We start from the raw sequence: 13,741 nt of genomic DNA, 5'->3' as shown, positions 1-13,741 counted from the left end.
CCCCTTAATAATTAAGCGCTTGATAAATAAAATTTTGTGTTTTCTTTTTTAAGGCAAATTTGTATCTTGCGCCCTCTTAAAAAAGAACTAAATAAATTTATAATTACAATATGGGATTAATGACATTTTTGCGCAACCGTGCAGGCTATATTCTGGTCTTTGCAATCGGTTTTGCAATTGTTGCGTTTTTAGTAGGTGATGCAATTAACGTGGGTAAACCTTTTTGGTCGGCAAATCAAAAAGTTGTAGGGTCTATAGATGGTAACGACATCAATATTGATGAGTTCGGACCAAAGGTTGATCAGGGTGTAAACCAGATGAAACAACAATATGGTGGTAGTGCCAATGCACAGATGACCGCTATGGCTGTTGATCAGGCATGGAATGCAGAGTTGGCAAAAGTTTTGTTAACTAAAGAATATGATCGTTTAGGTTTAACCGTATCAGAAGATGAGTTGTTGGATTTATTACAAGGCCAAAATCCCAGTCCGCTGATTAAACAGTATTTTTCCAATCCTCAAACCGGACAGTTAGACCGTGCTACCCTGATGAATTTTTTGAAATCGAAAGAACCTCAGGCTTTGCAACAATCTACCATGTTACAGGAGGAGATTAAAAACCAGGCATTACAAACCAAATATTCTAACTTAATCCGTAACTCGGTTTATGTAACTTCATTAGAAGCTACAGATGAGTATAACAACCGTAACAAACTGGCTAACTTTAAATATGTAAGCTTGGATTATGCTTCAATTCCTGATCAGTCAGTTAAATTAACTGATGCTGATTATTCTGAATATTATGAGCAGAACAAAGCGCGTTTCAACAATCCGCAGGAAACACGTGCTTTTGAGTATGTTACTTTCAGCATCAGCCCAAATAAAGCAGATTCTTTGGCAATCAAAGCTCAGGTAGATAAAATTGCCACTGATTTCCAGGTGGCTAAAAACGATTCACTTTTCGCAGCGATTAATTCAGATGTAAAAGTTCCCTTCACTTATATTACAAAAGGTAAATTAGATCCGGCTGTTGATTCGGCAGTATTTGCTTTACCTGCAGGCAGTTTCTATGGGCCGAAATTAAGCGGTAACTCATACAAAATTGTGAAAGTAGTTGCTAGCCGTATCTCTCCTGATTCGGTAAAAGCAAGCCACATCTTAATCGATCCGGCTAAAGTTGGCGGCGAAGATAAAGCGATCAAACTTGCTGACTCATTAAAAGGATTGATTTTAAAAGGAGGCAATTTTGCTGAACTGGCTAAAAACTACAGTGTAGATGGTTCTAAAGATAAAGGTGGTGAGTTGGGTACTTTCGCACGTGGTGCAATGGTTCCTGAATTTGAAAATGCCGCTTTTGATGGTAAAGCAGGAGATATTAAAGTCGTAAAATCTCAATTCGGTTACCATATTCTTAAAATCGAAAAACAAATCGGTTCTTCTAAAGTAGTTAAACTGGCTTATGTAGAAAAAGCATTGGCAGCGAGTAGCAAAACCCAGGCAGCTGCTTATAAAGCTGCGAGCAGTTTCTTAACGGATGTAAAAGGTAACGATTTCAGTAAATTTGCAGCCCAAAAAGGATTAAAAGTAGCTGTAGCTGATAAGGTAGCGGCAACACAAGGATTTGCTGCAGGGTTAGATAACCCACGTAAACTAATCCAGGATGCTTATGCAGCCGATAAAGGTGATGTTTTACCTGAAATTTATACCATGAGCAACGCTTACGTAATAGCACGCTTAACCAACATCAGCCCGAAAGGTATTCTATCATTAGCTGATGTGAAGAAAGAAATCGAACCGATGGTAGTCAACGCGGTTAAAGCAAAACAATTGAAAGAAAAATTAGCCAATGTAGGTAAGGGAAGTATCGATCAGATTGCTGCTAAAGTTGCCCGCCCGGTTAATCCGGTACAGAACGTAGTATTTGCTAACCCTGTAATTCCAGGTGTTGCCCAGGAAAATACATTGGTGGGTAGCGTATTCGGTTCACAGCCAGGTAAAGTATCTGCTCCTGTTCAGGGCGAGCGTGGTGTATATGTATTTACCGTTGATGGATTTACAAACCCTGCGCCAATTGCAAATATGTTTAAACAAAAAGAAAGCATGTTGTTAAGTTTAGGTCAGCGTTCATTGGGAGCGGCTTTCCAGGCTTTACAGGAAAATGCCAAGATAAAAGACAATCGTGTGAAATTCTATTAATTAGAAAATACGTAATTTTGTAACCGTTCCGATGATTAGTCGGGACGGTTTTTTTATTTAAGGCCATGGAAATTCAGGAAAACATCATAAATAAGGTTGCCAATAGCGGTTTAATTACTTTAAACCTCGAAGATTTTTATCATAAAGGCGAAAGGGTAGTTTACGATATCGTAGAAAATTTGTTTCACGGCTTAATGCTGAGGGAAAAAGATTTCCGGGCATTTATAAAGGATCACGATTGGGCACAGTATCAGGATAAGAATGTGGCCATCACCTGTTCTGCAGATGCCATTGTACCTACCTGGGCATATATGTTGCTGGCCAATAAGCTAAAACCCTATGCTAATGAAGTCGTATTTGGAGACTTAAATACATTAGAAGCTGTTTTATTTACCAGGGCATTAGCTAAAATCAATCCGCAGGATTATGCGAATGAACGCGTGGTGGTAAAGGGGTGCGGCGAAATTGATGTACCGGTGGCTGCTTATGTAGAGGTTACCAATCTGCTTACCCCGGTAGTTAAAAGCATCATGTTTGGCGAGCCCTGCTCTACTGTTCCAGTATATAAAAGAAAAGATTAAATTTTGGATTGCTTTTTGTATATCTTCATGGAGGAAGAGTTAATTTCTTTTAAAGGAAACCTTTCCTTATCCAGTCCGTCATCCTGAACCGGTATTATCGGATTTAGTTCAGGATCTCTCATGCTGGTTATAGACACACACAAATGAGTACAAGAGCAATGAAAAAATTATTTATAACGGTTACGGTAGGCTTATGCAGTCTCTTCACAATGGCTCAGGAACTTCCCCTGAAGAAAGAAGCTGTATTTCAGGAAGGCGAAGTTTTGCAATATAAACTAAGGTACGGGTTTATCACAGCGGCAGAAGCTACTATTAAGGTAACTAATTCTGATTTAAAGTTTGATAACAAACCTACCTACAAGCTTACCGTTGATGCGCAGACCTCCGGAACTTTTGATGTTTTTTATAAGATAAGAGATCATTATGATTCATACATAGATAAAACAGATCTTTTACCTTATTTCTACCAGGAGAATATCCGTGAGGCCAGTTACAGACGCCAGGATAAGGCACGTTTTAATCAGGATGGAAAGAAAGTAGTTTCGAACAGGGGAACGTTTACCACGCCAACAAATCAGACTTTCGATCTGGTTTCGGCTTATTACTTTGCCCGGAGCCTCGATATGGGCAGAATCAAAGTTGGAGATAAGTTTAAACTGAACTATTTTTTGGGTGATGAAATTTCGGCGCTTGAGGTAGAGTACGTAGGCAAAGAAACGGTTAAGAGTAAACTGGGTAATATCCGTTGTTTGAAATTTAGCCCGTCAATTAAGCCTGGCCGTATTTTTAAAAAGGATAGCCGTTTATACCTTTGGGTAACCGATGATGGAAACCGGGTACCTGTAAAGGCGCAGGTTGAAATATTGGTGGGTGCAGTTACGATGGAATTAAAATCGGCCAATGGGCTGAAATATGCTTTAGCAAAAGAATAATGATGATAGAAGTTGAACAGGTGCTGGTGCACGAAGATATATTGAAGGAAAACTTTGTTTGTAATTTGAGCAAATGTAAAGGTATCTGCTGTGTGGAAGGTGATTCCGGTGCACCTTTGGATCATGATGAAAAGGCCGTTTTGGAAGAGATTTATCCGAAAATAAAACACCTGCTCAACGAAAAGGGTATTAAAGCGATTGAAGAACAAGGTGTTTATGTTGTTGATGAAGATGGCGATTTAACTACCCCATGTGTAGATAAAAATAAAGAATGTGCTTATGTGCTTTTTGAAGGCGGCATTACCAAATGCGCCATCGAAAAAGCATACGAGCAGGGTATAGTAGACTGGCAAAAACCGATTTCCTGCCACCTGTATCCTATCCGGATAACCAAATATCCGGAATTTGAGGTACTCAATTACGATCGCTGGCATATTTGCCATGATGCCTGTACCTTTGGTCGCGAACTTAAGGTTCCGGTATATAGTTTTTTAAAGGGACCACTGATCCGTAAATATGGGGAAGATTGGTATAAGGAATTAGAAAGTTCGGTGGCGGCAATGTAATGATCACCAATTTTTATGTGTATAGTTTTATGTGTATAGCGATCGTTAGTTCACAATTAGATTTGTTATATACTAACTAGGCTTAATCTATAATAGATTAGATAGATCTATTTCATACACCATCCCATACTGAAGTTTTATCATCTATTTAATTATGCTATTCAGATGGGTATAGAATTGAATTTTTATTCTATTTTCTTTAAAATTACATTATTCTATTATATGAAGTCATGTAAAGAACGGCTCAAACTATAGCTTTAAGCGTTAGCCAGGCTTTTAACCCTTTTTAATAGGGGTAATTATAAAAAAAGATCCTTAATATGAGAAGTGAAAAGTATAATTACTGGTAATTGATACTGATTAAAGGGGTAAAAGGGGGTAAATTAGTAAGTGCCTGCCGTTATTGATTAAAAAACAGAGATTAGATTGCCTGATAAGCAGTATCTTTATCAATTTGCTAAACAGAAGTTGATATTTAGCAATTCAGTTTATTAATATTCTCAGATTAAGTTGTTTGTTGTCCAAAAAAAAACTTAATTTAGCAGGACTGAAAATCATTTAATAACGTGAAGAAAATCTTAATTACTGGTGGTGCGGGCTTTATTGGCTCTCATGTAGTTCGCCGTTTTGTTAATAACTATCCTCAATACGAAATTGTCAATTTAGACAAACTTACTTACGCAGGTAATCTGGCTAACTTAACCGATATTGAAAATAAGCCGAATTATAGATTTGTAAGGGAAGATATTGCGGATGCTACTGCAATATTCGATTTGTTTAAAGCCGAAAACTTTGATGCCGTAATTCACCTTGCAGCAGAAAGTCATGTAGACCGTTCTATTTCAGATCCAACAGCTTTTGTAATTACTAATGTGATTGGGACTGTAAATTTATTAAATGCTGCCCGTGAATACTGGAAAGGTGATTATGATAAAAAACGTTTTTACCATGTAAGTACGGATGAGGTTTATGGTGCTTTAGGTGAGGAAGGTATGTTTACCGAAACTACCGCCTACGATCCGCATAGCCCATATTCAGCATCAAAAGCGAGCTCAGATCATTTTGTAAGAGCATATCATGATACTTATGGCATAGACTGCGTAATTTCTAATTGTTCTAACAACTATGGGTCTCATCATTTTCCGGAGAAGCTGATTCCATTAGCCATCAACAATATTAAAAATAACAAACCTGTACCTGTTTATGGTAAAGGTGAAAACGTGCGCGACTGGTTATGGGTTGAAGATCATGCCCGGGCAATTGATGTAATTTTCCACAATTCGAAAACCGGGGATACCTACAATATTGGCGGACATAACGAGTGGAAAAATATTGATCTGATTAATTTGCTTTGTACGATTATGGATCAGAAACTTGGTCGCGAAACCGGAGAATCAGCTAAATTAATTACTTATGTTACCGATCGTGCCGGTCATGATTTGCGTTATGCCATTGATTCGACTAAACTGCAAAATCAATTAGATTGGGTGCCGAGCTTACAGTTTGAAGAGGGATTGGCCAAAACAGTAGACTGGTACCTTCAAAACGAAGACTGGTTAAACAATGTTACTTCTGGTAATTATCAATCTTATTACGAACAACAGTACAGCAGTAAATAATGGAAATTGAACAAACAGGATTAAAAGACTGTCTGATTATCAAACCAAGGGTATTTGAAGATCCGAGAGGATATTTTTTCGAAAGTTTCAATCAAAATACCTTTGAAGATAAAACTGGTTTATCAGGAAGATTTGTTCAGGATAACCAATCCTATTCTTCTTATGGGGTCATCCGTGGTTTACATGCACAAACCGGTGAATTTGCCCAGGCCAAACTCGTAAGGGTAACCAAAGGAGAAGTGCTGGATGTTGCGGTAGATGTACGCCCAGGTTCGCCAACATACGGAAAACACATTGCCGTACGCCTGAGTGCTGAAAATAAATTGCAATTGTATATTCCAAGAGGGTTTGTACATGGTTTTTCTGTTTTAAGTGAAACCGCAGAATTTTTATATAAATGTGATAACTTTTTCAATAAGGCATCAGAAACAGGAGTGATCTATAACGATTCGGATCTGAATATCGATTGGTTAATCCCTGAAGAAGATCAGGCCGTTTCTGATAAAGATTTACTTTTAAAACCATTTGCCGAACTACAGCATATATGAGTAAGATATTAGTAATTGGCGCTGGTGGGCAGTTAGGCCAGTGTTTAAAGGTTGTAGCTGAGCGAAGAGGAATCACGGAAATTGTTTTTCCTGCAGAACAGGATGCCAACATTCTAAATGAAAGTGGTTTGAATGACCTTTTGGCGAAAGAGCAACCAGGCTTTGTAATCAATTGTGCAGCATATACTGCTGTTGATAAAGCAGAAGACGAAGTTGATCTTGCTAAATCCATTAACGAAACTGGTGCCGCCTATCTGGCTTCTGCCTGCCTGGCAAACGGTGCTACATTAGTTCATGTTTCTACAGATTTCGTTTTCGAAGGTAATGAAGTGAAATTATTAAAGGAAGATGATGAAGCAAAACCTATTAGTGTTTATGGCGTAACCAAACTGGATGGCGAACTGGCGGTACAAGCTAAATTGTCAGCTCATTTTATCATCCGCACCAGCTGGTTGTATTCTGAATACGCCAATAACTTTGTAAAAACCATGCTTAAACTTGGTGCAGAGCGTGATGAACTAAATATTATTGCAGACCAGGTGGGAACACCAACCTATGCTATTGATCTTGCAAATGCAATTTTTGACATTATTCTTTCTTCATCAACTGCTTATGGGGTATATCATTTCAGCAATGAAGGGGTAACCTCCTGGTTCGATTTTGCAAAAGCTATTTTTGACATTAGCGAAACCAGGGTTAAAGTAAATCCTATTCCAGGTTCTGCTTACCCAACCAAAGCTTCACGCCCGGCATTTTCGGTGATGGATAAAACCAAAACTAAAGAAACTTTTAATATCGAAATCCCTTATTGGAGAGATAGTTTGGTAGAGTGTATAAAACAAATTAATAAATAGAATTAATACAGATGTTGAGATAGCGCTTTCATCTCAAATCTAATGTCTCAAATCTCAAATCTAATACTAATGAAAGGTATAATCTTAGCTGGTGGCAGCGGAACCCGTTTGCATCCCTTAACGCTTGCCTGTAGTAAACAAATGATGCCGGTTTATGATAAACCGATGATTTATTATCCTTTATCTACTTTAATGCTGGCCGGGATAAAAGAAATTTTAATTATCTCTACCCCGCATGATCTTCCAAATTTCGAGAAGTTATTGGGTGATGGTGCTTCATTAGGTTGCAAATTTAGTTATGCCGTACAGGCCGAACCAAATGGCCTAGCCCAGGCTTTTGTAATCGGCGAAGAATTTATCGGTAAAGATAAAGTGGCTTTAGTTTTAGGGGATAATATTTTTCATGGTGACGGGATGGCAAAATTATTACAGGCCAGTTCTGATCCGGATGGAGGGGTGGTATTTGCCTACCAGGTATCGGATCCTGAACGCTATGGCGTAGTGGAGTTTGATGCAGATAAAAAGGCTATTTCTATTGAAGAAAAACCTATCAAACCCAAATCCGATTATGCGGTGCCTGGATTATATTTTTATGATAATGAGGTAGTCCAAATCGCAAAGGATGTTAAACCCTCCCCACGTGGAGAATATGAAATTACTGATGTAAACAGAGTTTATCTGGAGCGTGGTAAACTAAAAGTTGGCGTATTGAGCCGTGGAACGGCCTGGTTAGATACCGGAACTTTCACTTCATTAATGCAAGCCGGACAATTTGTGCAGATCATAGAAGAACGCCAGGGCTTAAAAATAGGTTGTATTGAAGAAATTGCATATCGCATGGGTTTTATCAATGCCGATCAGCTTAAAGCTATTGCTGCTCCGCTTGTTAAAAGTGGTTACGGAAGTTATCTGTTGAAACAGATTAAATAATATTTATTATAGTTTATATATCCTTAATAATCACCAATCAGGGCCAATGGCATGATTGGTGATTTTTTTTTAGATTTTTGACATCCTGGGTGTAGTAAAGGATCTAGGCCTATACCCAAAATTTCTACACATAAGAGCATTTAAGCATGTTTTATTTATATTTCTCTGCCCTTTGTGTTTAAAAGATTGCCAGCATTTAATTCAAGTCCGGTTAAAGCATCCTCCATTTATCTTATCTTTGCTCAATCACCGAAAAAAAATGAATACAAAAAAGCAGATTGCCATTATTGGTTTGGGTTACGTTGGACTACCGCTGGCGATAGAATTTGCTAAAAAGTATAAAGTTGTTGGCTTCGACACCAATGAGACTCGCGTAGCTGAGTTAAATCAGCTGAATGACCGGACAAATGAAGCGAATTTGGATGATTTGCAGTCTGTACTTTCTTCCTCTGAAACAGGATTAACGCTCAGTGCGAGCCTCCCTGATCTGGCAGGTTGCACAATCTACATCGTTACTGTGCCTACACCTATTGATCATCTTAAACGGCCAGATCTGGGGCCTCTGCTTGGAGCCAGTAAAATGCTGGGCATTGTGCTCAAAGCAGGTGACATTGTAATTTATGAGTCTACCGTTTACCCTGGATGTACTGAAGAAGATTGCGTGCCTGTTTTAGAGAAGATTTCAGGCTTAAAATATAATGTTGATTTTTTCTGTGGCTATTCGCCGGAGCGTATTAATCCTGGCGATAAAATTAACACCCTGACCAAAATAAAAAAGGTCACCTCGGGTTCTACCCCTGCAATTGCTAGTCAGATCGATCAACTTTACGCTTCCATTATTACCGCCGGCACGCATCTGGCACCTAGTATTAAAGTTGCAGAAGCTTCAAAAGCAATAGAAAATGCGCAACGGGACGTCAATATTTCATTTGTCAATGAACTGGCATTAATCTTCGACAAAATGGCGATAGATACTGCTGATGTACTGGCCGCTGCCTCTACAAAATGGAATTTTCTAAATTATAAACCCGGACTGGTTGGGGGCCATTGTATTGGTGTTGATCCTTATTATCTTGCCTACAAATCCGAATCCCTGGGCTATAAGCCAGAGGTAATACTTTCAGGAAGGCGCGTTAACGACAACATGGGGATGTTTGTTGCAAACAAGGTTATTAAAATGATGATTGCCAGGGATAAAAGGATCAGTGGTGCGAAAGTTCTGATCCTGGGCTTTGCTTTTAAAGAAAATTGTCCCGATATCCGCAATACCAGGGCAATCGATATTTATCGGGAACTGCTTTCCTTTGGCCTGGAAGTTGATGTTTTTGATCCCTGGGCTAATCCGCAGGAAGTTGAAAAGGAGTATGGTTTTCAGCTGGTAAAGCAGTTTGGATATCAATATGACGCTTTAATTCTGGCAGTTTCTCACCATCAGTTCATTGGTGTCGGATATGAGGAATTTAGAAAGGAAGGAGCAGTTATTTTCGATACCAAATCGTTTATTCCGCGCGATTTAGTTGATGGTAGACTATAAAGGTATCTGATGTGACATGATTTCATTGACGGATAGTGCAACGCTTGTATCTTTTTGAATCGGGTTTTTTATAGAAATCAATTAAATTCTAGCTTGAAATTCAGTATATGGTGATTTTTTATACCGTTAATTTACTCTTTTTTTGTTTATGCGTCAGTTTTATTTATTATCTTCGGGTAAGATATTTAAAATCAAGAGGATTTCTGAATTTTTGATTTATTTTGATGCCTGATTTTTCTGTGTGTCGTTGATTTGATGTTAATATTTTATTTATTTTTTAAATTTTGAACGCTTTTTAGGTTAAATTATATATTGTGTCTCTTTACAATATGATTAATAATGAATATCTGATGGCTTTCTTATTTTTATTGTCCCGTGTTTGAGGCTTCATCAGATAAATGATGCGGTCTTTTTAAGCAGTTTTTATTAGCTGTCCACTTCATACGTAAAGTTGAGAAATATGTTAAGGTTTGGGAAGATATCAAAAATGGATCTCTCTAGTGGAGTTGGTGAGATCATCGATGATCATGATCAGGATATAATTTTTTTTACTGTAAACGCTGATCATGGAATTAATGTCTCGGATGAGGTGCAGTTCAGGATAAGATTTGTAGAAGATGGCCTGCAGGCTGTTGAAATAAAAGCGGCATACTTCGGTACCATTAAAAATTTTTGAGCTTGTTGAAATAAAAAGCTTAGTAAATAAATGGCCATTAGCTTTCGCCGTACATTTTGGTTGAAGATGCTTTATCTTGCTGATATACAGTTTTTTAAATTTAAGTAAAATTTATTTTGTATGCCGGTCTGAGCCTAGTCGAAGATCATTTCAACGCATTAATAAAGCAATAGGCCATGCTATCAATTAAAGATTTAAAAGAATCACCCTGATTTCGACTGAAGCCTAGCAAAATGAGGCTTTATCAAAAGTAAAATCCAGCACTTAAGGCCATAATTTTATTTCGTTCTGCGTCATTCCCGCGCAGGCCTATCGTGTGGACACAATTAATTATAACATTCTTCTATCGCTCTATGCCGCGGGGCATGGTAGTTTTTCACAGTTAATGTTGTTTTTAGCTGTGTTCAAGAATGCTGCGCATTTTGGAGCGCCAAAGTACCCAAAGCGCTTTGTCATCCGATGGCTATCGGATCCAGCAATGAGCCTTTTACACAATCTCATGCGCAACAAAAAAACAGTGACACTTCATTTAATCAGGTATTGTGTGTGTTTTCTTTGGTCTGATTGAGCCCTGCGGGGTTTGTGTTCTATATTTTTTTAAAAATTAAATTATCGGTTATGAACACAAAACCACTGCGTTTCAGGTTTATTACTGCCATTTTTACTGTTGTGCACCTGTTTTTTTGATTTCCCCGGCTCTTGGGATTGACAACGTCCTTGGTTATAATCCGTGCTTCATTAAAGTTAGTTAGCAAAACGCCTAAAAATACTTAAAAGATGTGTCCACACGATAGGCGCAGGCGGGAACCTCAAAGCGCTCTGCAATAGCATTAGGATTCCCAATTAACCCGATAGCTATCGGGTTGGGAACGACGTATCAAAATATAATTGCCTTTTGAACCAGCGTAAATCTTTTTGATATAGGCTCACTTCGGTCGAAATGACACCACACTAGCAACCATGTTTGAAAATAGCGTTCTGAAGGGCTTAATGGATTAATAATAGAAAAAAAATCAGTGACCCGTTTTAACTGAGTTTATAAATCCGGTTTATTCTTGTATCCAGAGATGCTGTGCTTAACTCCAGGGACAGAGCGGGATAAAAAAAATCCGGACAGCCGTTTATTGTTTTCTTTAACCGGCTGTTCCGACACAGCTATATACCAGCAATACCTTAAGGTAACTTTCCCTTTCTCTTTTATTTAGCTATTGTTAGCCTGCCGATCTAAAGCGAGTCAAATCTTTGATCTACCTGATCTCCACCAGGGGCATTACTCCACCAAAGCAAGTGTTAAGCAGTGTGCAGGCAGGTGTCTGGCAAACCTGGCCGGAAGGTGGCTAAAACGTGGGGTAAATGTGGCGTAAAGGTGGACTTGGAAAATATTTTTTGGGATTTTTAATCAGCGGGATTGATTTGGGTTATCATCGCTTTTGATTAACCTAATATAAAAAATTATGGTAAAGCGTGCAAAAAAGAACTTCTTAATTTTTGGCACGGGCAGCAGAAATGCAATTTGTTCATATCTGTCCGTAACGTTCTGAAAGGCTTAGATGATTAATAAGAAATGATCTGCGACTTGTTTTAATTGAGTTTATTAACTCAGTTTATTCTTCTTTTTGAGGAAGATTAAATACATCACTTCCAGTTCGCCAACCCGGCCGGACATATTAGCCAGCTAATAATATTAAAACCAATCTGAATTTTGTATCAGAAATGATATATTCTATTTGATCTATGTCAATAAATGTAATAATTAAACTAATTGTATTTTTTATTATACAAGTTCTGGTTAAATTTGTTTAAACTAGACCGACAATATGGAACTCAAAAAAATTCTGGTAATTGATTCAGAAATACACATGCTAAACTTTTTGGGAGTGATTTTGGGAAACCGATATGACCTTTCAATGCAGTCGGGATCCGTGGAAGCGATGCAATGGTTACATAAGGGAAATATGCCTGACATCATCATTTCGGAAATCAATATGCCGTACATGAGCGGATCTGACCTCATCAGCAATCTAAAAATCAGCGGGCTTTACAGGCATATTCCGATCATCATTCTTTCTGGGATCAAAGATCTTTCTACTCAGATAAGCGCGATCCCTTTTAAAGTTGATGCATACTTTTCCAAGCCATTCAATCCACTCGATCTCGAAACAGCAATGAGTAACATATTAGCTAACCATGCAGTCAACTGATGATCGGGCCAATGGAATAGTTAATAGTGATTATACCCACGTTATCTATGCCGGAGAAGCCTTTCTTCCTGATCTCCTTCCGCAACTTCAACGTCATTTTAGGGTCGAAACCCAAAAGGAAATTGCAACTTTGGGAGAGTATGTTTCGAAGCAGACCCTGCTGAGTCTTCCGGATGCGATCTTGATAGAAGTGGATGAAGGTGGTGAATGTTTTAGGTTTGTAGAGAAACTAAAGCTGAACAGCTTGCTTAGGGAGATAGTCATTATATTTTTATCTGCCTCACCGAGTCCGGATTTATCCCGGGTTGCCCTGATGCTTAATGTTGGAGATCTGTATATTTCCCCAATTCCTGCAAATGATCTTTGTAACAGGATTAAATTCCTGATCCGGCTACGCTCTTTTCAGCCCCGGGTGAGTGGTGCTGCTGCAATCAGTTTAAAGACCGATTTTCCAGTAAAAAAGCGGATTTTTGACCTGTGCATTTCATGCTTTTTTTTTCTCCTGTTGCTTCCCTTATTTACGCTTATAGCGCTTCTAATCCGCATAGAATCCAAAGGGCCGATAATATACAGGAGCAAACGTGTCGGGGCAGGCTACAAAATATTTGATTTTTTTAAATTCCGCTCTATGCGCCACCAAAGCAGTGATGATTTGGTCAAACTTTCTGAACTCAACCAGTATACGCCCAGTGATGGTACACCAGCCACCTTTATCAAGATAAAGGATGATCCCAGGGTTACCAGGGTGGGTGCTTTTTTACGCAAATATAGTTTAGATGAGCTACCACAGCTTTTCAATGTGATCAGGGGAGATATGTCTCTCGTTGGAAACCGTCCCTTGCCGCTTTACGAGGCAAAGTCGCTAACTTCTGATGAATGGGCTTTACGCTTTCTGGCACCTGCCGGGCTTACTGGTCTGTGGCAGGTAAGCAGGCGTGGGAAAGGGGAAATGTCTGAACGGGAGCGTAAGAAACTTGATAATTTTTACGCCAAAAAATATTCTTTAAGGCTGGACCTGGTCATCCTTCTCGCCACATTCCCCGCGATGAAGCAAAGAGAAAAAGTGTAACCCTTTCAATCGTGTTAGCTGTTATCAATCATTAAA

12 protein-coding genes are annotated in these 13,741 nt (G+C 38.7%); all 12 read left to right on the top strand.

Annotated elements, in window-relative coordinates; genetic code table 11:
* The first annotated feature begins 110 nt into the window (after positions 1-110).
* The 12 genes from FFJ24_RS20030 to FFJ24_RS19975 all read left to right on the top strand — a co-directional run bounded on the left by FFJ24_RS20030 (position 111) and on the right by FFJ24_RS19975 (position 13,705).
* The gene (locus FFJ24_RS20030; protein ID WP_138818929.1) at positions 111-2,195 is read left to right on the top strand and encodes a SurA N-terminal domain-containing protein; all 2,085 of its coding nucleotides are present in this window, start codon (positions 111-113) and stop codon (positions 2,193-2,195) included.
* A gap of 65 nt (positions 2,196-2,260) precedes the next feature.
* A complete protein-coding gene (locus FFJ24_RS20025) occupies positions 2,261-2,776 on the top strand; it encodes a DUF2480 family protein (protein WP_138818928.1) in 516 nt (171 codons plus the stop codon).
* A 158-nt stretch (positions 2,777-2,934) separates the two neighbouring features.
* On the top strand, positions 2,935-3,708 hold the full coding sequence (locus FFJ24_RS20020; protein WP_138818927.1) for a DUF3108 domain-containing protein: 774 nt from the start codon (positions 2,935-2,937) through the stop codon (positions 3,706-3,708).
* Positions 3,709-3,710: 2 nt separating this feature from the next.
* The gene (locus FFJ24_RS20015) at positions 3,711-4,274 is read left to right on the top strand and encodes a DUF3109 family protein (RefSeq protein WP_138820767.1); all 564 of its coding nucleotides are present in this window, start codon (positions 3,711-3,713) and stop codon (positions 4,272-4,274) included.
* A gap of 566 nt (positions 4,275-4,840) precedes the next feature.
* Positions 4,841-5,893: a dTDP-glucose 4,6-dehydratase gene (gene rfbB / locus FFJ24_RS20010; RefSeq protein WP_138818926.1), complete on the top strand. Its 1,053-nt coding sequence runs from the start codon at positions 4,841-4,843 to the stop codon at positions 5,891-5,893.
* On the top strand, positions 5,893-6,441 hold the full coding sequence (rfbC, locus tag FFJ24_RS20005; protein ID WP_138818925.1) for a dTDP-4-dehydrorhamnose 3,5-epimerase: 549 nt from the start codon (positions 5,893-5,895) through the stop codon (positions 6,439-6,441). The genes rfbB and rfbC overlap by 1 nt, the downstream gene beginning before the upstream one ends.
* Complete coding sequence (rfbD, locus tag FFJ24_RS20000) at positions 6,438-7,295, top strand: dTDP-4-dehydrorhamnose reductase (RefSeq protein ID WP_138818924.1); 858 nt, start codon at positions 6,438-6,440, stop codon at positions 7,293-7,295. Before rfbC ends, rfbD begins: the two co-directional genes overlap by 4 nt.
* Before the next feature lie 69 nt (positions 7,296-7,364).
* Positions 7,365-8,225, top strand: a complete 861-nt coding sequence (rfbA, locus tag FFJ24_RS19995) for a glucose-1-phosphate thymidylyltransferase RfbA (RefSeq protein ID WP_138818923.1) — start codon at positions 7,365-7,367, stop codon at positions 8,223-8,225.
* Positions 8,226-8,484: 259 nt separating this feature from the next.
* Positions 8,485-9,759, top strand: a complete 1,275-nt coding sequence (locus tag FFJ24_RS19990; RefSeq protein ID WP_138818922.1) for a nucleotide sugar dehydrogenase — start codon at positions 8,485-8,487, stop codon at positions 9,757-9,759.
* A 487-nt stretch (positions 9,760-10,246) separates the two neighbouring features.
* Positions 10,247-10,435, top strand: a complete 189-nt coding sequence (locus FFJ24_RS19985) for a hypothetical protein (protein ID WP_138818921.1) — start codon at positions 10,247-10,249, stop codon at positions 10,433-10,435.
* 1,817 nt (positions 10,436-12,252) lie between these two features.
* On the top strand, positions 12,253-12,636 hold the full coding sequence (locus FFJ24_RS19980; protein ID WP_138818920.1) for a two-component system response regulator: 384 nt from the start codon (positions 12,253-12,255) through the stop codon (positions 12,634-12,636).
* Positions 12,623-13,705 carry a sugar transferase gene (locus FFJ24_RS19975; RefSeq protein ID WP_138818919.1) on the top strand — a complete coding sequence of 361 codons (1,083 nt, stop codon included), beginning with the start codon at positions 12,623-12,625 and terminating at the stop codon, positions 13,703-13,705. Before FFJ24_RS19980 ends, FFJ24_RS19975 begins: the two co-directional genes overlap by 14 nt.
* The last annotated feature ends 36 nt before the right edge of the window (positions 13,706-13,741 follow it).

Origin of the sequence: Pedobacter sp. KBS0701 (assembly GCF_005938645.2) — a bacterium.
Taxonomy (GTDB): domain Bacteria; phylum Bacteroidota; class Bacteroidia; order Sphingobacteriales; family Sphingobacteriaceae; genus Pedobacter.
The sequence above is the reverse complement of the archived record's forward strand: the minus strand, read 5'-3'. Positions and strand labels throughout refer to the sequence as shown.